Below are 19,425 nucleotides of genomic sequence, written 5' to 3' on the forward strand. Positions count from 1 at the left end.
GGAAAGGTCCTACTTCACTTCTTCCAATGCCTGATTCAACGGCACGTAAAATTCTTTGAACAACGCATCCACCGCCACTTTTGCCTGAGGCGTGACAAACCCCGCCTCCAGTACCAGCACCTGATACACCCCACGCTTTATGGCTTCGGCACTCAAATGGGTGGAATTTTCGTTGGTGGTACACAGGAAACGCACCCAGGAGGTGAGGATGATCCAGGCATTGAGGGTCAGGGCCTCGGTCTGCACCGGGTCCATGGTCAGAATGCCAGCATCGACAAAACCCTGGTAGATCGCCCCGCCCTGGGTCAGGCAGCGCTGGGAGAAGCGTCGGTAGCCCGTGGCCAGTTCCGGGTCGCTTTCCAATAAATGTTCGAGGTCGCGGTGCAGGAAGCGGTAGCGCCACATGCCGGCCAATACGGCCTGCAGGTAAAAGCGCTTGTCTTCGACCTTCATCGCTCGCCCTTGGGGCGGGCGCAGGAAACTGTCCACCAGCGCTTCGTATTCGCGGAACAGCACGGCGATAATCGCCTGCTTGTTGGGGAAGTGGTAGTAGAGGTTACCTGGGGAAATTTCCATGTGGGCGGCGATATGGTTGGTGCTCACACTGCGCTCGCCCTGCTGGTTAAAAAGCTCCAGGCTGGTTTGCACAATGCGCTCGCTGGTCTTTACTCGTGGTGCCATAGGGATCAGCTTCCAAACACGGGATGGGGCATCTTACGGCCTATCCGGGCCCGGATAAATCTGCATATGACTGCGATGTTATTTGACAATTTAGAGTAATGACTCTAAAAATCCAGGCAGACCTATAACAACCGGGACCGCGCCATGTCTGCCAACGTTGCCTACCTGCAAGAATCCCAGGCACTGGATCAACTCCAGGACCTGTTCGAAGCCCAACGTCGCGCCTATGCCGCCAACCCGATGCCGCCGGCCGCGCAACGCCTGCAATGGCTCAAGGCCCTGGGCGACCTGCTCAGCGCTGAACGCCAGGCGCTGATCAACGCGATCAGCCAGGACTTCAGCCATCGCAGCGCGGACGAAACCCTGTTCGCCGAACTGATGCCCAGCCTGCATGGCATTCACTACGCCAGCAAACACCTCAAAGGCTGGATGAAACCTTCCCGACGCGCTGTAGGCATTGCCTTTCAGCCCGCGTCGGCCAAAGTCATTTATCAACCGCTGGGTGTCGTCGGCGTGATCGTGCCGTGGAATTACCCACTGTACCTGGCCATCGGCCCGCTGGTCGGGGCCCTGGCCGCCGGCAACCGAGTGATGCTCAAGCTCAGTGAATCCACACCGGCCACCGGCGAGTTGCTCAAGGCATTGCTGGCGAAGATCTTTCCCGAGGATCTGGTATGTGTGGTACTCGGTGAAGCCGACGTCGGCATGGCGTTTTCCAAGTTGCGTTTCGATCATCTGCTGTTCACCGGGGCCACCAGCATCGGCAAGCATGTGATGCGGGCGGCCGCTGAACATCTCACGCCGGTCACCCTGGAGCTGGGCGGTAAATCGCCGGCCATTGTCTCCGCCGACGTGCCGCTCAAGGACGCCGCCGAACGCATCGCCTTCGGCAAGTCCTTGAACGCCGGGCAGACCTGCGTGGCACCCGACTATGTGCTGGTGCCGGAAGACCGTGTGGACGGGTTTGTCGAGGCGTACTCCAACGCCATTCGCGGGTTTTATCCGACCCTGGCCGACAACCCGGACTACACCGCCATCATCAACGAGCGCCAACTGGCCAGGCTCAATGCTTACGCCAAGGACGCCACCGACAAGGGCGCCACCCTGATTCCGTTGTACGACCAAGGCCAGGCACGGCGCATGGCCCACAGCCTGCTGCTGAATGTGAACGACGACATGACGGTGATGCAGGATGAGATCTTTGGCCCGCTGTTACCCATCGTGCCCTATCGCGGCATCGACCAGGCGTTTGCCTACATCAATCAGCGCCCTCGCCCACTGGCGCTGTATTACTTCGGCTACAACAAGCGTGAACAGAACCGTGTGCTGCACGAGACCCACTCCGGCGGCGTGTGCCTGAACGACACCCTGCTGCATGTGGCCCAGGACGACATGCCGTTTGGCGGCATCGGCCCCTCCGGCATGGGCCACTACCACGCTCACGAAGGCTTTCTGACCTTCAGCAAGGCCAAGGGGGTGCTGGTCAAACAGCGCCTGAACGCGGCGAAGCTGATCTACCCGCCCTACGGAAAAACCATCCAGACGTTGATCCAGAAGCTGTTTATCCGCTGATAACGCCACCTATGGGACCATAAAAACAATGAACCCCAGCCTGACTGAAACACCTGCGCTGTCGCGGCGCGGCGTCTTGAAAATCGGCCTGTGCGCCAGCGCCTTCCTGGCGACCGCCGGGCTCGGCGCCAGCCTCAGCGGTTGCTCAAGCAGCACGCCGGCCAGCGGCTTTGCGCTGTTGCGAAGCAGTGACTTGCCATTCCTGCGCGCAGTTATCCCCGTACTGCTGGAAGGCGCGGCCAGCGCCCAGGCCGTGAGCGCCGGGATTGAAGACACCCTGAAAAAGCTCGACTACAGCCTGCAGCACCTGTCGCCGGAGATGTTCAAGCTCACCCAGCAATTGTTCGATGTGCTCGGCATGGGTATTACCCGAGGCCCATTGACCGGTATCTGGGGCAGTTGGGAAAACGCCAGCGCGGAGCAGGTCCGCAACTTCCTGCACCGCTGGGAGAACAGCTACCTGAACCTGCTGCGCATGGGCCAGGGCTCGCTGCTCAAGCTGGTGATCATGGCCTGGTACTTCCGGCCCGAGTCCTGGGCCCATTGCGGTTACCCCGGCCCGCCGAACATCTGATTGCATCCCCGACAATAAAAACAAGAGACGAACCTGATGCCCGTACCCGATCTGTTCCGCGATGGCCTGGCCCGTGGCTGGAAAACCCACAACGGTGCCGCCCTCGACAACGACCTGACCCTGGAAGCCGACGTGGCCATCATCGGCAGCGGCGCCGGTGGCGGCACCACGGCAGAAATCCTCAGCGCCGCGGGCTACAAGGTGCTGCTGATCGAAGAGGGCCCACTCAAGACCAGCAGCGACTTCAAGCTGCTGGAAGACGAAGCCTATGCCAGCCTGTACCAGGAAGGGATCGGGCGCATGAGCAAGGACGGTGCGATTACTATCCTGCAGGGCCGTGCGGTGGGCGGCACCACGCTGATCAACTGGACCTCCAGCTTCCGCACGCCGGACGCCACCCTCGCCCACTGGGCCAGTGAATACGCGGTGAAGGGCCATAGCAGCGCCGAGATGGCGCCGTGGTTCGAGAGCATGGAACAACGCCTGGGCATCGCACCATGGGCCCTGCCACCGAATGCCAATAACGACGTGATCCGCAAAGGCTGCGAAAAGCTCGGCTACAGCTGGCACGTGATCCCGCGCAATGTGCGCGGTTGCTTCAACCTGGGCTATTGCGGCATGGGCTGCCCGGTCAACGCCAAGCAATCGATGCTGGTAACCACCATCCCCTCCACCCTGGAGAAAGGCGGCGAGTTGCTCTACCTGGCCCGTGCCGAGCGCCTCAACTACAGTGGCGATACGATCAGCAGCCTGGAATGCGTGGCCATGGACGAGCGCTGCGTGGCGCCTACCGGGCGCAAGATCACCGTGAAGGCCAGGCATTACGTACTCGCGGGCGGCGGCATCAACAGCCCGGCACTGCTGATGCGCTCGGACGCGCCCGACCCGCACTCACGCCTGGGCAAGCGCACCTTCCTGCACCTGGTGAATTTCTCCGCGGGGTTGTTCGACGAGGTCATCAACCCGTTCTACGGGGCGCCGCAGTCGATCTATTCCGACCATTTCCAGTGGCAGGACGGCACCACCGGCAAAATGTCCTATAAGCTCGAAGCGCCGCCCTTGCATCCTGGGCTGGCAAGCACCCTGTTTGGCGGCTACGGCGCGCAGAACGCGCTGGACATGAGCCGATTGCCTCATACCCACGCCATGCTCGCGCTGTTGCGCGACGGCTTTCACCCCGACAGCCCTGGTGGCGCCGTGGAATTGCGCGGTGACGGTACGCCAGTGCTCGACTACCAGGTTTCGCCCTACGCCTGGGACGGCCTGCGCCGGGCCTTTCACAGCATGGCCGAGATCCAGTTCGCGGCGGGCGCCAAATCGGTCAAGCCGCTGCATCACGACGCTCGGTACGTGACTAGCCTGGCGGAGGCACGCAGTGTGATTGACGGTTTGAACCTCGAATTGCATCGAACCACCCTGGGCAGCGCCCACGTGATGGGCGGTTGCGCCATGGGTGAAGACCCGAAAAACGCCGTGACCGATAGCCTCGGCCGCCACCACCAACTGCACAATCTGTCGATACACGATGGCTCTTTGTTTCCCACCAGCATTGGGGCAAACCCCCAGTTGTCGGTGTATGGATTGACCGCGCAACTGGCGTCAGCTTTGTCCGAACGTCTGAAAACAGCGTGAAAAAGCGTTCGATTCACGGCATCTATCTACATAAGTCGACTTGGCCGACCGGGATGGCTGCGATACCATCCGGTTCCCCAACGGACTCCGCCAGGACGACGCGATGAACCGAGTGTTGTACCCAGGTACCTTCGACCCGATTACCAAAGGCCATGGCGATCTGGTCGAACGCGCCTCTCGCCTGTTCGACCACGTGATCATCGCGGTTGCCGCCAGCCCCAAGAAAAACCCGCTGTTCCCGCTGGAACAACGCGTGGAGCTGGCGCGTGAGGTCACCAAGCACCTGCCTAACGTGGAAGTGGTGGGCTTTTCAACACTGCTGGCGCATTTTGCCAAGGAGCAGAACGCCAATGTGTTCCTGCGCGGCCTGCGCGCGGTGTCGGATTTCGAATACGAATTCCAGCTGGCCAACATGAACCGCCAACTGGCGCCGGACGTGGAAAGCCTGTTCCTCACGCCGTCGGAACGTTATTCGTTCATTTCTTCGACGTTGGTCCGTGAAATCGCGGCTTTAGGCGGAGATATCACCAAGTTCGTGCATCCGGCCGTTGCCGACGCGCTGACGCTGCGCTTCAAGAAGTAAGACCGCTCGATCGGCGCCCGCTCGCACTGCGGGCGCCAATGCGGCACAATTGCGCGCATTAGTTTTCAGATGCCTTGGCTGACAGCCCTGGCAGGAGTTTTCATGTCCCTGATCATCACCGACGATTGCATCAATTGCGACGTCTGCGAACCCGAGTGCCCGAACGCTGCGATTTCCCAGGGTGAAGAGATCTACGTGATCGACCCCAACCTGTGCACCCAGTGTGTCGGCCACTATGACGAACCCCAGTGCCAGCAGGTGTGCCCGGTGGATTGCATTCCGCTGGATGAAGCCCATCCTGAGACGCAAGCGCAGTTGATGGAGAAGTACCGGAAGATTACCGGGAAGGCTTGAGCTTCTTTAGTGCCTGTAAGGGCCTCATCGGGGGCTTACCCCCGATGGCGCTATCAGCCATCACATAGCAATCAGCTCTGGCACCTGGGGCAAAACACACTCGCCCGCTGCCCCAGCACCACATTGCGCAACTCGGTCCCGCACACCTTGCACGCCTGGCCCCCGCGGCCGTAGACGAACAGTTCCTGCTGGAAATACCCTGGCTGCCCATCGCCACCAATAAAGTCGCGCAACGTAGTACCGCCGCGCTCGATGGCAGCCGCCAGCACGCGCTTGATCTCGACCGAAAGCTTCAAATAGCGCGCACGGGAAATGCCGCCCGCCGCACGACGCGGATCGATCCCCGCCGCAAACAGCGCTTCCGTCGCATAGATATTGCCCACGCCCACCACCACCGCGTTGTCCATGATGAACGGCTTGACCGCCATCGACCGGCCCCGCGACAGCTGAAACAGCCGCTCGCCATCGAACAGCTCGGTCAACGGCTCCGGCCCCAGGCGAATCAGCAGCTCGTGGTTGTGCGGGTCCTGGCTCCAGAGCATCGCACCAAAACGCCGAGGGTCGGTGTAGCGCAGGGCAAGGCCGGACTCGAGCTCGATATCCACATGCTCATGCTTGGCCGCGGGCATGCCGACTTCCACCAGGCGCAGGTTGCCCGACATGCCCAGGTGGCTGATCAAGGTGCCCACTTCGGCGTTGATCAGCAGGTACTTGGCGCGCCGCTCCACCAGCACGATGCGCTGCCCGGACAGGCGCACATCGAGGTCTTCCGGGATCGGCCAGCGCAGGCGGCGCTCACGCACCACCACACGGCTGACGCGCTGGCCCTCCAGGTGCGGGGCAATCCCGCGCCGGGTGGTTTCGACTTCTGGTAACTCAGGCATGTATACCTCGGGGAGAAAGGCTCAGTGCGCGCCCAGTTCACGGATCGACAACTTCATGCTTTCGAAGTCGTAGTCCGACAGGCCCACGTAATCCAGCACCAGGTGGCCGATCGCATCCCATTCACGGTCGACGCTCTGGTTGCCCAGCACCCGATAGGACGAACAGATGTGCTCGGCCATTTTCAGGATCGCCAGCAGGTTTTTAAGCACCGGGTTACGCGACGTCTCATCGCTGAAAATCGCCAGGGCATTGTGGTGGTTGGCTATGGCGTCGGTCACATGCTCCGGCAGGCGCCAGGACTTGGCGGTGTAGTAGCCCACCACCGCATGGTTGGTGTTGAACGCGTTGTTCTCGGTGTCGACCACCCGGCAATCCGCGCCGGCATTGGCGTAGGCCTGCTCCAGGACCGTCATGTAGTTCGGGAACCGCTTGAGCATCAGCGGCACGCCACAATCGTGGAACAGGCCCAAGGCATAGGCTTCGTCAACCGCCTGGGAGCCGGTGCGCTTGGCCAGGGTCAGGCAGGTCATGGCCACATCCTGGGCGGTATCCCAGAAGCGGTTGAGCGTAACGATGGTGTCGTCGCTCATCTCGCCCTTGATCGACAAGGCATTGATCAGGTTGATCACCGAGCGGCTGCCCAGCAGGTTCACCGCGCGCTGGATCGAGGCGACCTTGTTGCTCAGGCCGTAATACGGCGAGTTGACGATTTTCAGCAACGCACCGGACAGGCCCGGGTCCTGGGCGATCAGCCGGGCGATCACTTCCAGGTCCGGGTCGGGCATGTACTGCTCCATCTGCAAATCCACCATGATTTGCGGCTGGGGCGGCACGCTGATGCCTTGCAGGACCTGCTGAATCTGCTCGGCGGAAAGCTCTTGGGACATAAGTACACACTCTGGGCTAGGCGGGAATTCTACCCCCTAAGCCAAGTTGACTGACACCTCAAAAGCCCGAATTGAAACGCGATCAAAGGTGGGAGCTGGCTTGCCTGCGATAGCATCACCGCCGTACGTCAGATACACCGCGCCGTCTGCATCGCAGGCAAGCCAGCTCCCACATGAACGAGGGCGCAAAGGGTATACTCCCGCTCTTTTTTCCGGAGCGACGTCATGTCCCTGCCAAGCCTGCGTCTCAAAGCCAACGCCGATCGTCGTTTGCGCAACGGCCACCTGTGGGTCTACAGCAACGAAATCGACGTGGCCGCCACCCCACTCCACGGCTTCCAGGCAGGTGACCAGGCTATCCTGGAAGCGGCCGGCGGCAAGACCCTGGGCATCGTGGCCATGAGCCCGAACAACCTGATCTGCGCCCGCCTGCTGTCGCGCGACATCAAGTTGCCGCTGGACAAGTCGCTGCTGGTGCACCGCATCAACGTGGCCCTGTCCCTGCGTGATCGCCTGTTCGACAAGCCGTTCTACCGCCTGGTCTACGGCGATTCCGACCTGCTGCCGGGCCTGGTGGTCGACCGTTTCGGCGACATCCTCGTCGTGCAGATCGCCTCGGCCACCATGGAAGCCCATAAGGAAGACGTGATCGCCGCGCTGACCCAAGTGCTCAAGCCGAGCGGCATCCTGTTCAAGAACGACTCCGCCGCGCGCGACGCCGAAGGCCTCAACCGCTACGTCGAAACCGTGTTCGGCCTGGTGCCGGAGTGGGTAGCGCTGGAAGAAAACGGCGTGAAATTCGAAGCCCCGGTGATCCAGGGCCAGAAAACCGGCTGGTTCTACGACCACCGCATGAACCGCGCCCGCCTGGCGCCGTATGCCAAGGGCAAGCGCGTCCTCGACCTGTACAGCTACATCGGCGGCTGGGGCGTGCAAGCCGCCGCATTCGGCGCCAGTGAAGTGTTCTGCGTCGACGCCTCCGCCTTCGCCCTCGATGGCGTCGAGCGCAACGCCGCGCTGAACGGCGTCGCCGAGAAAATGACCTGCATCGAAGGCGACGTGTTCGAAGCGCTCAAGGAACTCAAAGCCAGCGAAGAACGCTTCGACGTGATCGTCGCCGACCCACCGGCCTTCATCAAACGCAAGAAAGACATGAAGAACGGCGAAGGCGCCTACCGCCGCCTGAACGAGCAAGCCATGCGCCTGCTCAGCAAGGACGGCATCCTGGTCAGCGCCTCGTGCTCCATGCACCTGCCGGAAGACGACCTGCAAAACATCCTCCTGACCAGCGCCCGCCACCTGGACCGCAATATCCAGATGCTCGAACGCGGCGGCCAGGGCCCGGACCACCCGGTGCACCCGGCGATTGCCGAGACGCGGTATATCAAGAGCATTACGTGCCGGTTGTTGCCGAACAGCTAAGACTGGAACCTCCCCATGTAGGAGCGAGCTTGCTCGCGAAAAACCAGCAGGCGACACGGGCTGCCTGATAGCACTGCGTTATCGTTGACGTTTTTCGCGAGCAAGCTCGCTCCTACAGGGACGACGATCACAACCAAATGGCGTCCCATAGCGGGTACTGGCCGATATGTTCGACCAAACCTGCACGCAAGGGGTTGGCCACGATATAGCGGGCCATTGCCTTCAAGTCCTCTTCCCGACGTAGTGCCCGGTCGAAATAGCCTTTCTGCCAAAGCGTCCCGTAAGAGCATCTTGCACTGTTGATCGCGCGGGCACTTCGCGACTTGGTGATTCGCATCAGTCTGGGCAAGTCGCCATTGTGCAACTCCACCAGCCAGTGGAAGTGGTCAGGCATGACCACCCAAGCCAGCGAAGTCGCCTCACCCTCTTCCTGAGCTTTCCTGAATTCGCTGACGAGCAGACGTCCTATGCGCCAGTCCTGAAAAATTGACTGCCGTTGGTGGGTAACCGCGGTAATCAGGTAAATACGACCCGATTCTGAATAGCGCCCAGTGCGCAGCCGATGAGCATTTTGCTGGGTGGACATTCCTTCGTCCTCTTGTGTGATTGGAAGAGAAACGGTAGGAGCCGAAGCGTCGACTAGCCTGTAAACAATGGTTCTGAATATGTCTTGCCCCTGTAGGAGCGAGCTTGCTCGCGAAAAACCAACAGGCGATGCGCGCTGCCTGATAGCGCTGCGTTATCGTTGACGTTTTTCGCGAGCAAGCTCGCTCCTACAGGAAGACGGTGTAGAATCGGCCCTATTCATCGCCAGTCATCCCCGGCGGGTTTATGAGCTCGAGGCCCAAGCAAGCGGCGATCCCGCGACGCGAGTGGCAACTTCCGGACACACGGCCATTTTCTGAGTGTTCCAGACGTTAATAGAAGCTCACTTCCCTTAGTACCTGATTAGCCGCCCGGAGTGCTCCAATGCCTGATTACCGCTCGAAAACATCCACCCACGGCCGCAACATGGCCGGCGCGCGCGCATTGTGGCGTGCCACGGGGATGAAAGATGACGACTTCAAGAAGCCGATCATCGCGATTGCCAACTCGTTCACTCAGTTCGTTCCCGGCCACGTCCACCTCAAGGACCTGGGCCAACTGGTCGCCCGCGAGATCGAACGCGCTGGCGGCGTGGCAAAAGAATTCAACACCATCGCCGTCGACGACGGCATCGCCATGGGCCATGACGGCATGCTGTATTCCCTGCCGAGCCGCGAGATCATCGCCGACTCCGTGGAATACATGGTCAACGCCCACTGCGCCGACGCTATCGTGTGCATTTCCAACTGCGACAAGATCACCCCCGGCATGCTGATGGCCGCCCTGCGCCTGAATATCCCGGTGATCTTCGTCTCTGGCGGCCCGATGGAAGCCGGCAAGACCAAGCTGGCCTCCCACGGCCTCGACCTGGTCGACGCCATGGTCATCGCCGCCGATTCCAGCGCTTCTGACGAGAAGGTCGCGGAATACGAGCGCAGCGCCTGCCCGACCTGCGGTTCGTGCTCCGGCATGTTCACCGCCAACTCGATGAACTGCCTGGTCGAAGCCCTGGGCCTGGCCTTGCCGGGCAATGGCTCGACGCTCGCCACCCACAGCGACCGCGAGCAGCTGTTCCTGCAGGCCGGCCGCACCATCGTCGAGCTGTGCAAGCGTTACTACGGCGAGAACGATGAGTCGGTGTTGCCGCGCAACATCGCCAACTTCAAGGCGTTCGAGAACGCCATGACCCTGGACATCGCCATGGGCGGTTCCACCAACACCATCCTGCACTTGCTGGCTGCCGCCCAGGAAGCCGAGATCGATTTCGACCTGCGCGACATCGACCGCCTGTCCCGTCACGTGCCGCAACTGTGCAAGGTCGCGCCAAACATCCAGAAGTACCACATGGAAGATGTGCACCGCGCCGGCGGGATCTTCTCGATCCTCGGTTCCCTGGCCCGTGGCGGCCTGCTGCACACCGACCTGCCGACCGTGCACAGCACGTCCATCGCCGAAGGCATCGCCAAGTGGGACATTACCCAGACTGACGACGAAGCCGTGCACACCTTCTTCAAGGCAGGCCCGGCCGGCATCCCGACGCAAACCGCGTTCAGCCAGTCGACCCGTTGGGACACCCTGGACGACGACCGTGAAAACGGCTGCATCCGCAGTGTCGAGCACGCCTATTCGCAAGAAGGCGGCCTGGCCGTGCTGTACGGCAACATCGCCCTCGACGGTTGCGTGGTGAAGACTGCCGGCGTGGACGAGTCCATCCACGTCTTCGAAGGCCGCGCCAAGATCTACGAGAGCCAGGACAGCTCGGTGCGCGGCATCCTGGCTGACGAAGTCAAGGAAGGCGACATCGTGATCATTCGCTACGAAGGCCCCAAGGGCGGCCCGGGTATGCAAGAGATGCTCTACCCGACGTCGTACCTCAAATCCAAGGGCCTGGGCAAAGCCTGCGCCTTGCTTACCGATGGTCGCTTCTCCGGCGGCACCTCGGGCCTGTCCATCGGCCACGCTTCGCCGGAAGCCGCTGCCGGTGGCGCGATTGGTCTGGTGCAGGATGGCGACAAGGTGCTGATCGACATCCCGAACCGCTCGATCAACCTGTTGATCAGCGATGAAGAACTGGCCGCGCGCCGGGTCGAGCAGGACAAGAAAGGCTGGAAGCCGGTAGAGAAGCGTCCACGTAAAGTGACCACCGCGCTGAAAGCCTACGCCTTGCTGGCCACCAGCGCCGACAAGGGCGCCGTTCGCAACAAGGCCATGCTCGACGGCCTGTAAGCCCGCCCATGAAAATGCCCCCGCACTTGGCGGGGGCATTTTTTTGCCTCGCGATAACCCCAAGACAATGAAGATCCAATGTGGGAGGGGGCTTGCCCCCGATATCGGTGTGTCAGCTAAAGATGAGCTGACTGAACGACCGCTATCGGGGGCAAGCCCCCTCCCACATTTTTAACCGCGTTCAGCCTGTTACTGGATTTCATCCGGCTTGACGATCACCCAGTTCTTGTCCGCCGTTACCGGCAAGCCTTCCTTGGCCTGCGCCGCCGCATGCTTGGCCATCATGCCGTTGAGCTGGGTCATGTATTTGTCCTTGCGGTTGATCCACAGGTGGATGCCGCCCTTGGCCACGTCCACGTCATGAAACAGCATGTAGCCATCGCTGGTCGGGGTGTCGCCGCCGACGATCACCGGTTTTTTCCATTCGTCGATGTAGGTGAGGATCGCCGCGTGCTTGCCGGCCATCCAGGTGGCTGGGGTCCACAGGTAGGGGGTGAGTTCCAGGCCGAGGTTGGCCTTCTCGTCATATTTGCCGGCGGCGATCTGTTTGCGCGCGGTGGTCAGCTCGCCGGTTTTGCGGTCCTTGAGCAACGTACTCACGCCGATGACGTTCTCGGGTTTGACGTTGTAGCCGTACTTCGGATCGGCGGCGACCATGCGCACCAGTTCTTCCGAGGCGGCCGTCATCACATACACCTCGATGCCGTTTTCCATCAACTTGTTGTACAACTCGGCTTGGCCGGTGAAGACTTTTGGTGGCTGCACTTCGGACTGTTTCACCGTGTCGCCTTCAAAATAGCTGACCGGAACGGGTTTGCCCGAAGCCATCAACTCGTCGACCTGGACCTTGAGCTCCTTGAGGGTGAAACCGGAAAAAACCTGGGCCACCCACGGGTAACACACCATGTCGTCCACTTCGCAGAGGCGATAGTAGTAGCTGAACAGGCTTTCCTTGTGCTCGGCGGTGTCTTTGAACGGCATCAGCTTGAGCGAAGGGTCGAGGCTGTCGCGGGTGATCAGGCCCTTGTTTTCCATGTAGGGCAGCAAGGACTCTTCAAGGTCGTAGCGGTAGCTGGTGTTGTCCATGTCGAACACCGCGAAATTGCCCTTGTTGGCGTTGGCGGCGATCATTTCGTTCAGTTGTTTGGCGGCCGGCGCCGGCCAGTGTTTCAACTCGGTGGCGGCAAACGCCTGGCTGGCAAGTCCCAGGCACAGAGCGGCGGCAAGCAATTTCGGCGCGAGCTTCATAAGCGTTTACTTCCTGAGTGAAAGACACCGACGCTAACAAATCTGTGTGACAGTCCCCGCGTTGAGCGCGACCGCCTGCATCCTGATTCCGCCACGACCATACGCCAGAGCGTCAAACCCTTATTCCAAAAACGACAGTCGACATTCCATATCGGTATTAAATCATTATATTTCAAGCTGTTAGGCTTCCCGGTTCGCAATCGCAGGCTCACGCGATTGGCTGCCTTCTCAACGGAGCTTCAATGAATCTTCCACTGATTCTCAACTTACTGGTGTTCGTGGCCCTGTTGCTGGGCCTGGCACAAACAGGCCGTACCCACTGGAGCCTCGCCAAGAAGGTGCTGTTCGCCCTGGTGCTGGGCGTGGTGTTCGGTGTGGTGCTGCACGCTATCTATGGCGCCGGCCACCCGGTGCTCAAGGCCTCCATCGGCTGGTTCGACCTGGTCGGCAACGGTTATGTGCAGTTGCTGCAAATGATCGTGATCCCGCTGGTGTTCGCCTCGATCCTCAGTGCCGTGGCGCGCCTGCACAACGCCTCGTCCCTGGGCAAGATCAGCTTCCTGACCATCGGCACCCTGCTGTTCACCACCGCGATTGCCGCGCTGATCGGTATCGGCCTGACCAACCTGTTCGGCCTCACCGCCGAAGGCCTGGTCGCCGGCACTCAGGAAATGGCGCGCCTGCAAGTCATCCAGAACGACTACGCAGGCAAGGTCGCCGACCTGAATATCCCGCAGTTGCTGCTGTCGTTCGTGCCGGCCAACCCGTTCGCCGACCTGGCCCGGGCCAAACCGACGTCGATCATCAGCGTGGTGATTTTTGCTGCGTTCCTGGGGGTTGCCGCCTTGCAACTGCTCAAGGATGACGTGGAAAAAGGCCAGAAAGTGCTCAACGCCATCGACACCCTGCAAGCCTGGGTGATGCGCCTGGTGCGCCTGGTCATGAAGCTGACCCCGTACGGCGTACTGGCGCTGATGACCAAGGTGGTCGCCAGCTCCAACCTGCAGGACATCATCAAGCTCGGCAGTTTCGTGGTGGTGTCGTACCTGGCCCTGGGCCTGATGTTCGTGGTGCACGGCCTGTTGCTGTCGCTGGCCGGGGTCAACCCGCTGCGCTTCTTCCGCAAGGTGTGGCCGGTGCTGACGTTTGCCTTCACCAGCCGCTCCAGCGCCGCCTCGATCCCCTTGAGCATCGAAGCGCAGACCCGCCGCCTGGGCATCCCGCAGTCCATTGCCGGTTTTGCCGCTTCGTTTGGTGCGACCATCGGCCAGAACGGCTGTGCCGGGCTCTATCCTGCGATGTTGGCAGTGATGGTTGCGCCGACCGTCGGCATCAATCCACTGGACCCGCTGTGGATCGCGACGCTGGTGGCGATTGTGACCCTGAGTTCGGCCGGTGTGGCGGGCGTGGGCGGTGGGGCGACGTTCGCCGCATTGATCGTGCTCCCGGCCATGGGGCTGCCGGTGTCGCTGGTGGCGCTGCTGATTTCCGTGGAGCCGCTGATTGATATGGGCCGCACGGCGTTGAACGTGAATGGTTCGATGACGGCGGGGGCAATTACCAGCCAGATCATGGGGCAGACGGACAAGGCGCTGCTCGATGCCGATGAGCATGCTGAGTTAGCTCAGGTCTGATAGACCGCTATCGGGGGCAAGTCGAATCGTCGAACCGCCCCTCCCACATTTTGATGTGTGAATACATTCAAGTGTGGGAGGGGGCTTGCCCCCGATGCTTTTAAGCTTTCTCCCAGACTTCGAAGTTGTAAGCGGGTTTATCGCCTTCGGCCGGGTTCTCCACATTCGACACCAGCTTCCACTGGCTCGCATCGAACTGCGGAAACCACGCATCCCCTTCCGGGCTCAACGCCACCCGCGTCAGATACAGACGATCCGCATGCTCCAGCCCCTGCGCATACAACTGCGCGCCGCCGATCAGCATCAGCTCGTCGACGCCCTGCTCCAGCGCCCACGCCTCGGCGCGTTCGACCGCAGCCTCCAATGACGCAAACACTTGCGCACCTTCAAGCACCAAGTCGGCCTGACGGCTGACCACGATGTTCAGGCGCCCCGGCAACGGTCGGCCCAGGGAATCCCAGGTCTTGCGCCCCATGATGATCGGCTTGCCAAGGGTGGTGGCCTTGAAATATTTGAAATCCCCCGGCAAGTGCCAGGGCATGCTGTTGTCGACGCCGATCACACGGTTTTCACCGAGGGCTGCGATCAGGCTTAAAGGGAGAGTCTTTTTCATGGCGACGAGAATACCAGAGCTGCGAGTCAGCGGTTATGCTCCAACCTCACGAACACAACAGGATGGCGCGTGACTGCACTGAACCCGCTGCACACACTTTGGCTGACCGAAACCGTGCGCCTGCGCGAAGAACACGCCGGCCCCCTGGAAGACCTCGAAGCCAACCGCCTGGCCCGTGCGGCCGGTGGCGACCTGCCAACGCGCATCGCACAGCGTGCCCTGCACCTGGCCGAACGCGATGGCCTGACCGGCGCCCTCAGTCGCTGGCTGCAAGGCGCGCGCCTGGCTGTGGTGCTGCTGGCGATCGTCGCGGTGGTCAGCGGCGCCGGCCTGGCGTTTGCCGCGCTGGGCAATGGCCTGACGCCGGTGAATGTGTTCTGGGCCCTGGGCAGTTTGCTCGGCCTGAACCTGATCCTGCTGCTCAGTTGGGCCCTGGGCCTGCTGTTTGCCGGCGAACACAGTGCCAGCCTCGGTCGCCTGTGGCTGTGGCTCAGCGAAAAACTCGCGCGCGATGCCAAGGCCGCGCAGCTGGCACCGGCCCTGCTGCTGTTGCTGCAGCGCCAGAAACTCAACCGCTGGGCCGTCGGTGTGCTGGTAAACAGCCTGTGGTTGCTGGCGTTGTTCAGCGCCCTGCTGGTTCTGCTGATGCTGCTCGCCACCCGGCGTTACGGCTTTGTGTGGGAAACCACCATCCTCGGTGCGGACACCTTCATCGCCGTCACCCAGGCCCTCGGCACCCTGCCCGCCCTGCTCGGCTTCAGTGTACCGACGGTGGAGATGATCCGCGCCAGTGGCGATTCCGCGCTGAATATCGAAAGCGCCCGCCAGGCCTGGGCCGCGTGGCTGATGGGGGTGTTGCTGGTGTACGGCCTGCTGCCGCGGCTGATATTCGCGCTGCTGTGCCTGTGGCGCTGGAAACGCGGGCGCGCGGCCTTGCGCCTGGACCTCAACCTGCCCGGCTACGCCCAGTTGCGCGAGCGCCTGATGCCGAGCAGCGAACGGCTGGGGGTCAACGATGCGGCGCCGGAACAATTGCACCAGGTGGCGGGCGGCGTCAGTGAACTGCAAAGCGACGGCGCACTGCTGGTGGCCATCGAACTGGACGACCAACGCCCCTGGCCGCCCAAACTGCCCGGCACGGTCAAGGATGCCGGCATCCTCGACAGCCGGGAGTCGCGCCACAAACTGCTGGAGCAGCTCACACGCTTCCCGCCTGCACGCCTGGCCATTGCCTGCGACCCGCGTCGCTCGCCCGACCGTGGCAGCCTGGCGCTGATCGCCGAGCTGGCGCGCAGTGCGGCGGCGACGCGGGTATGGCTGCTGCAAGCGCCGCCCGGCCAGGCGCTGGACGCCGAACGCCTGGGCGACTGGCACAGCGCGCTGCAGCAGCTTGAGCTGCCCTTCGCCGACTGTGCGCCGTTGAACTGGCTGGAGAGCGGTCATGACTAAACCCCTCAAGCTCGCCGTGGTCGGCCATACCAATGTGGGCAAGACCTCATTGCTGCGCACCCTGACCCGCGATGTCGGTTTTGGCGAAGTGTCCCATCGCCCCAGCACCACGCGGCATGTGGAAGGGGCGCGCCTATCGGTGGACGGCGAAGCCTTGCTGGAGCTGTACGACACCCCCGGCCTGGAAGATGCCATCGCCCTGCTCGATTACCTGGAACGCCTGGACCGCCCCGGCGAACGCCTGGATGGCCCGGCACGCCTGACGCGCTTTCTGGAAGGCAGCGAGGCGCGTCAACGCTTCGAACAGGAAGCCAAGGTGCTGCGCCAACTGCTGGCCTCGGATGCCGGCCTGTACGTGATCGATGCCCGCGAGCCGGTGCTGGCCAAGTACCGCGACGAGCTGCAAGTGCTGGCCAGCTGCGGCAAGCCCTTGCTGCCGGTGCTCAATTTCGTCAGCAGCAACGACCACCGCGAACCCGACTGGCGCGAGGCCCTGGCTCGCCTTGGCCTGCATGCGCTGGTGCGTTTTGACAGCGTGGCGCCGCCGGAAGATGGCGAGCGTCGGCTGTATGAAAGCCTGGCCCTGTTGCTGGAAAACGCGCGGCCGCAGCTGGAGCGGCTGATCCTCGATCAGCAAGCCCAACGCCAGGCCCGCCAGCAGAGCGCTGCGCGTTTGATCGCCGAATTGTTGATCGACTGTGCCGCGTGCCGACGCAGCGTGGTGACCGAGGATGAGCCACAGGCCGTCAGCGACTTGCGCAAGGCCGTGCGCCAGCGCGAACAAAAGTGCGTGGAAGCCCTGCTCAAGCTGTTCGGCTTCCGACCCCAGGACGCCGCCGCCAGCGACTTGCCGCTGCTGGACGGGCGCTGGGGTGACGACCTGTTCAATCCTGAAACCCTCAAGCAACTTGGCGTGCGCGTGGGTGGCGGGATTGCCGCGGGCGCGGCGGCCGGGGCCGGTGTCGACCTGCTGGTGGGCGGTTTAACCCTGGGCGCTGCCGCGCTGGCCGGCGCGATTGCCGGCGGCGCCCTGCAAACCGCGCGCAGCTATGGCAGCCGCCTGATGGGCAAGATCAAGGGCCAGCGCGAACTGACCGTGGACGACAGCGTGCTGCGCCTGCTCGCCCTGCGCCAACGTCAGTTGCTCAAAGCCTTGAACCTGCGCGGGCACGCGGCGATGCACAGCATCAAGGTCGACACGCCCCAGGATAAAACCTGGCGCGAAGGCAAGCTGCCAGACGCGCTGAACAAGGCCCGCGCCTACCCGCAATGGTCGTCCCTCAACCCGCACCCCAAGTTGAGCCAGGCCGAGCGCCAGGAGCAAGTCGAGGCGCTGGCTCAACGGCTGGACGACGCCTGATCGGCCAGTAGCTGCAGGGCCTTGGCCTTGAGTATTTCAAGGTCGAGCAACGAGACGTGCAGGTCTTTGGCTTGCTCATCCCAGTGACGCAGGCGCAGGCTGATGTCACAAAGCGGATGCTGCTCGAAGGCCTGCGCTTCCTGCGCGCTCATCACGCCCCCCTGGTACTCCAACGTACGCCGGCTGGCCTCGCTCAACCGGGCGAAATAGTCCGGCTGGGCGAAGGTGAGGTAACGCTTGGCCTGCACGTGGTACTCCACCAACGTCGCCATGCGTTCGCCAAAGCCCGCACGACGCAGGTAATCGGCGCCCAGCCGCTCGTGACTGACCACGCCATAACCGCCCATGTTCGCTTCGCCCTGGCCACACAGGTGGCCGATATCGTGGAAAAACGCCGCCAGCACCACTTCATCGTCAAAGCCTTCGGCCATCGCCTGCTGTGCGGCCTGGGACATGTGCTCGACCTGCGACACCGGCTCGCCGATGTAATCTGCCGTGCCATGCCGCTCGTACAGGCCGAACACTTCGGCAATCACGCGCTCGCGACTCATGACGCCGGCCCCCACAATGCCGTGATGTTTCGCTCGGCCATCGCCGGCCCCACGCTCATGCCTACACCAGTGTGCATCAGCGCAATGCTCATCCCCGCAGCCACCTGCACAAACGAAAACGGCCCGGGCCCACGCGAGCCATACACGCCCTGCCAACGCTCCACCACCTGGATCGGGCAGCCCAGGGTCTGCTCGGCCAGGTGTATCAGCCAGTCGTCGACCTGCTCGGCATTGAATGGCGAAGCATCGCTGCCGTAGTCGTGGGAGTCGCCGATGATCAAGTCGCCGTGGGGCGTGGGGCTGATCAGCAGGTGAATACCGTGGGCATGCAGGTGTGGTGCTTCGCGCAGGATCTGCGCCTGTACCGGTGCGGCTTGCGGCAGGTCGGCAAACGCGCCGTAATGCACGCAACTCAGGCCCGTCAGCAAGGCGTGCTGCAGGTTCAGCGCCCGCGCGGGCCGCGCACGCAGCATTTGCAGGCGGCAGATCTGCGGGTTGAGCGGGGCGATGGATTCGGCCAGCAGGGTTTGGTAGTCGTGCCCGGAGCAGACGAGGATCTGCTCAGCGCGAAAGCTGCCCGCCGTGCTGTGCAAGCGGCCTGGTTCGACGTCGCGCACCAGGGTGGAAAAATGAAACTCCACGCCCAGTTCCTGGGCCAGGTAGTTGATCAGCGCCGGGATCGCTTCTCGCGAATACAGTTGCTGGTCGTCCTTGCCATGCAGCGCGGCACGGTGATGGCGGAACTGGCCGCCGTACAGGTCGTTCAACGCCGCGCCTTGCAGCAGCTCGACGTTGTAGCCGTGCTCACGGGCACGCCCGGCGCAGAAGGCTTCGAGCAGGTGCTCTTCGGCTTCGGTGCGCGCGAACAGGTAGGAGCCATTGCGCTTGAGCTCAAGGCCGGCGACCTGCGCCCAGTGCGCCCAGATATCGCGGCTTTGCCGTGCCAGGTCGAGCATCGGCCCCGGCGGCTGACCGGTGACCAGCGCCTGGCCGAAGTTGCGCACCGAGGCGCCCAGCGGGGTGGCGCTGCGCTCGAAGACCTTGACCTTCAGTCCGCGCCTGGCGGCGGCGTAGGCGTGGGAGAGGCCGAGGATGCCCGCGCCGATGATCAGCAGATCGGTGTGGTGTGTCATTTGGTGATGTCCTGTTTTCGAGACCGCTATCGGGGG

The 19,425-nt window shown here is 62.4% G+C and carries 17 protein-coding genes and 1 pseudogene; 10 read left to right on the top strand and 8 right to left on the bottom strand.

What is annotated here, in order from left to right; translation table 11 throughout:
- Positions 1–9: 9 nt before the first annotated feature.
- Positions 10–681: a TetR/AcrR family transcriptional regulator gene (locus tag C4J94_RS25760; protein ID WP_124388616.1), complete on the bottom strand. Its 672-nt coding sequence runs from the start codon at positions 679–681 to the stop codon at positions 10–12.
- A 132-nt stretch (positions 682–813) separates the two neighbouring features.
- Here C4J94_RS25760 and C4J94_RS25765 point away from each other — a divergent pair.
- The 5 genes and pseudogenes from C4J94_RS25765 to C4J94_RS25785 all read left to right on the top strand — a co-directional run.
- Positions 814–2,253 (top strand): annotated as a pseudogene (locus tag C4J94_RS25765) (coniferyl aldehyde dehydrogenase); the annotation flags it as partial.
- Between the two features lie 28 nt (positions 2,254–2,281).
- Entirely contained in the window at positions 2,282–2,827 is a 546-nt protein-coding gene (locus C4J94_RS25770) for a twin-arginine translocation pathway signal protein (protein ID WP_124388618.1), read from the top strand.
- Between the two features lie 36 nt (positions 2,828–2,863).
- On the top strand, positions 2,864–4,459 hold the full coding sequence (locus C4J94_RS25775; RefSeq protein WP_124388619.1) for a GMC family oxidoreductase: 1,596 nt from the start codon (positions 2,864–2,866) through the stop codon (positions 4,457–4,459).
- Between the two features lie 103 nt (positions 4,460–4,562).
- Positions 4,563–5,042 (top strand): pantetheine-phosphate adenylyltransferase, encoded by a 480-nt coding sequence (gene coaD, locus C4J94_RS25780; RefSeq protein WP_003176711.1) that lies wholly within the window; start codon positions 4,563–4,565, stop codon positions 5,040–5,042.
- Between the two features lie 102 nt (positions 5,043–5,144).
- Complete coding sequence (locus C4J94_RS25785) at positions 5,145–5,396, top strand: YfhL family 4Fe-4S dicluster ferredoxin (RefSeq protein ID WP_124388620.1); 252 nt, start codon at positions 5,145–5,147, stop codon at positions 5,394–5,396.
- Between the two features lie 71 nt (positions 5,397–5,467).
- On the opposite strand, the gene mutM is transcribed toward C4J94_RS25785, so the two are convergent.
- Together mutM and C4J94_RS25795 are read right to left on the bottom strand one after the other, a co-directional pair.
- Positions 5,468–6,280 carry a bifunctional DNA-formamidopyrimidine glycosylase/DNA-(apurinic or apyrimidinic site) lyase gene (mutM, locus tag C4J94_RS25790; RefSeq protein WP_124388621.1) on the bottom strand — a complete coding sequence of 271 codons (813 nt, stop codon included), beginning with the start codon at positions 6,278–6,280 and terminating at the stop codon, positions 5,468–5,470.
- 21 nt (positions 6,281–6,301) lie between these two features.
- The gene (locus C4J94_RS25795; RefSeq protein WP_177413486.1) at positions 6,302–7,114 is read right to left on the bottom strand and encodes an HDOD domain-containing protein; all 813 of its coding nucleotides are present in this window, start codon (positions 7,112–7,114) and stop codon (positions 6,302–6,304) included.
- A gap of 279 nt (positions 7,115–7,393) precedes the next feature.
- On the opposite strand from C4J94_RS25795, the gene C4J94_RS25800 reads away from it, so the two are divergent.
- A complete protein-coding gene (locus C4J94_RS25800; RefSeq protein ID WP_003213799.1) occupies positions 7,394–8,590 on the top strand; it encodes a class I SAM-dependent rRNA methyltransferase in 1,197 nt (398 codons plus the stop codon).
- A 127-nt stretch (positions 8,591–8,717) separates the two neighbouring features.
- Here C4J94_RS25800 and C4J94_RS25805 read toward each other — a convergent pair whose 3' ends face one another.
- Positions 8,718–9,176: a transposase gene (locus tag C4J94_RS25805; protein WP_124388623.1), complete on the bottom strand. Its 459-nt coding sequence runs from the start codon at positions 9,174–9,176 to the stop codon at positions 8,718–8,720.
- A 383-nt stretch (positions 9,177–9,559) separates the two neighbouring features.
- On the opposite strand from C4J94_RS25805, the gene ilvD reads away from it, so the two are divergent.
- A complete protein-coding gene (gene ilvD, locus C4J94_RS25810; protein ID WP_124388624.1) occupies positions 9,560–11,401 on the top strand; it encodes a dihydroxy-acid dehydratase in 1,842 nt (613 codons plus the stop codon).
- A gap of 189 nt (positions 11,402–11,590) precedes the next feature.
- On the opposite strand, the gene C4J94_RS25815 is transcribed toward ilvD, so the two are convergent.
- Positions 11,591–12,649, bottom strand: coding sequence for a haloacid dehalogenase-like hydrolase (locus C4J94_RS25815; RefSeq protein ID WP_124388625.1), 1,059 nt, complete (start codon positions 12,647–12,649; stop codon positions 11,591–11,593).
- A 242-nt stretch (positions 12,650–12,891) separates the two neighbouring features.
- Here C4J94_RS25815 and C4J94_RS25820 point away from each other — a divergent pair, with 242 nt between their 5' ends.
- The gene (locus tag C4J94_RS25820) at positions 12,892–14,283 is read left to right on the top strand and encodes an L-cystine transporter (protein WP_124388626.1); all 1,392 of its coding nucleotides are present in this window, start codon (positions 12,892–12,894) and stop codon (positions 14,281–14,283) included.
- 100 nt (positions 14,284–14,383) lie between these two features.
- On the opposite strand, the gene C4J94_RS25825 is transcribed toward C4J94_RS25820, so the two are convergent.
- Complete coding sequence (locus C4J94_RS25825; RefSeq protein WP_124388627.1) at positions 14,384–14,896, bottom strand: dihydrofolate reductase; 513 nt, start codon at positions 14,894–14,896, stop codon at positions 14,384–14,386.
- Between the two features lie 69 nt (positions 14,897–14,965).
- Between C4J94_RS25825 and C4J94_RS25830 the strand changes: the two genes are divergently transcribed.
- Positions 14,966–16,345 carry a DUF2868 domain-containing protein gene (locus tag C4J94_RS25830; RefSeq protein ID WP_124388628.1) on the top strand — a complete coding sequence of 460 codons (1,380 nt, stop codon included), beginning with the start codon at positions 14,966–14,968 and terminating at the stop codon, positions 16,343–16,345.
- The gene (locus tag C4J94_RS25835; RefSeq protein WP_124388629.1) at positions 16,338–17,705 is read left to right on the top strand and encodes a DUF3482 domain-containing protein; all 1,368 of its coding nucleotides are present in this window, start codon (positions 16,338–16,340) and stop codon (positions 17,703–17,705) included. Before C4J94_RS25830 ends, C4J94_RS25835 begins: the two co-directional genes overlap by 8 nt.
- On the opposite strand, the gene C4J94_RS25840 is transcribed toward C4J94_RS25835, so the two are convergent.
- Complete coding sequence (locus C4J94_RS25840) at positions 17,684–18,256, bottom strand: phosphonate degradation HD-domain oxygenase (RefSeq protein ID WP_124388630.1); 573 nt, start codon at positions 18,254–18,256, stop codon at positions 17,684–17,686. The genes C4J94_RS25835 and C4J94_RS25840 overlap by 22 nt on opposite strands.
- Complete coding sequence (locus tag C4J94_RS25845; RefSeq protein ID WP_124388631.1) at positions 18,253–19,389, bottom strand: TIGR03364 family FAD-dependent oxidoreductase; 1,137 nt, start codon at positions 19,387–19,389, stop codon at positions 18,253–18,255. The genes C4J94_RS25840 and C4J94_RS25845 overlap by 4 nt, the downstream gene beginning before the upstream one ends.
- Between the last annotated feature and the right edge of the window lie 36 nt (positions 19,390–19,425).

The sequence above is a fragment of the Pseudomonas sp. R5-89-07 genome, from assembly GCF_003851685.1.
Classification (GTDB): domain Bacteria; phylum Pseudomonadota; class Gammaproteobacteria; order Pseudomonadales; family Pseudomonadaceae; genus Aquipseudomonas.

What these genes read in the sequence shown, in the direction of transcription:
- coaD (WP_003176711.1), top strand. Translation starts at nt 4,563, where the DNA reads ATGAACCGAGTGTTGTACCCAGGTACCTTCGACCCGATTACCAAAGGC.
- C4J94_RS25775 (WP_124388619.1), top strand. Translation starts at nt 2,864, where the DNA reads ATGCCCGTACCCGATCTGTTCCGCGATGGCCTGGCCCGTGGCTGGAAA.
- C4J94_RS25760 (WP_124388616.1), bottom strand. Translation starts at nt 681, where the DNA reads ATGGCACCACGAGTAAAGACCAGCGAGCGCATTGTGCAAACCAGCCTG.
- C4J94_RS25770 (WP_124388618.1), top strand. Translation starts at nt 2,282, where the DNA reads ATGAACCCCAGCCTGACTGAAACACCTGCGCTGTCGCGGCGCGGCGTC.
- C4J94_RS25840 (WP_124388630.1), bottom strand. Translation starts at nt 18,256, where the DNA reads ATGAGTCGCGAGCGCGTGATTGCCGAAGTGTTCGGCCTGTACGAGCGG.
- C4J94_RS25835 (WP_124388629.1), top strand. Translation starts at nt 16,338, where the DNA reads ATGACTAAACCCCTCAAGCTCGCCGTGGTCGGCCATACCAATGTGGGC.
- ilvD (WP_124388624.1), top strand. Translation starts at nt 9,560, where the DNA reads ATGCCTGATTACCGCTCGAAAACATCCACCCACGGCCGCAACATGGCC.
- C4J94_RS25820 (WP_124388626.1), top strand. Translation starts at nt 12,892, where the DNA reads ATGAATCTTCCACTGATTCTCAACTTACTGGTGTTCGTGGCCCTGTTG.
- C4J94_RS25805 (WP_124388623.1), bottom strand. Translation starts at nt 9,176, where the DNA reads ATGTCCACCCAGCAAAATGCTCATCGGCTGCGCACTGGGCGCTATTCA.
- C4J94_RS25825 (WP_124388627.1), bottom strand. Translation starts at nt 14,896, where the DNA reads ATGAAAAAGACTCTCCCTTTAAGCCTGATCGCAGCCCTCGGTGAAAAC.
- C4J94_RS25815 (WP_124388625.1), bottom strand. Translation starts at nt 12,649, where the DNA reads ATGAAGCTCGCGCCGAAATTGCTTGCCGCCGCTCTGTGCCTGGGACTT.
- C4J94_RS25800 (WP_003213799.1), top strand. Translation starts at nt 7,394, where the DNA reads ATGTCCCTGCCAAGCCTGCGTCTCAAAGCCAACGCCGATCGTCGTTTG.
- mutM (WP_124388621.1), bottom strand. Translation starts at nt 6,280, where the DNA reads ATGCCTGAGTTACCAGAAGTCGAAACCACCCGGCGCGGGATTGCCCCG.
- C4J94_RS25785 (WP_124388620.1), top strand. Translation starts at nt 5,145, where the DNA reads ATGTCCCTGATCATCACCGACGATTGCATCAATTGCGACGTCTGCGAA.
- C4J94_RS25845 (WP_124388631.1), bottom strand. Translation starts at nt 19,389, where the DNA reads ATGACACACCACACCGATCTGCTGATCATCGGCGCGGGCATCCTCGGC.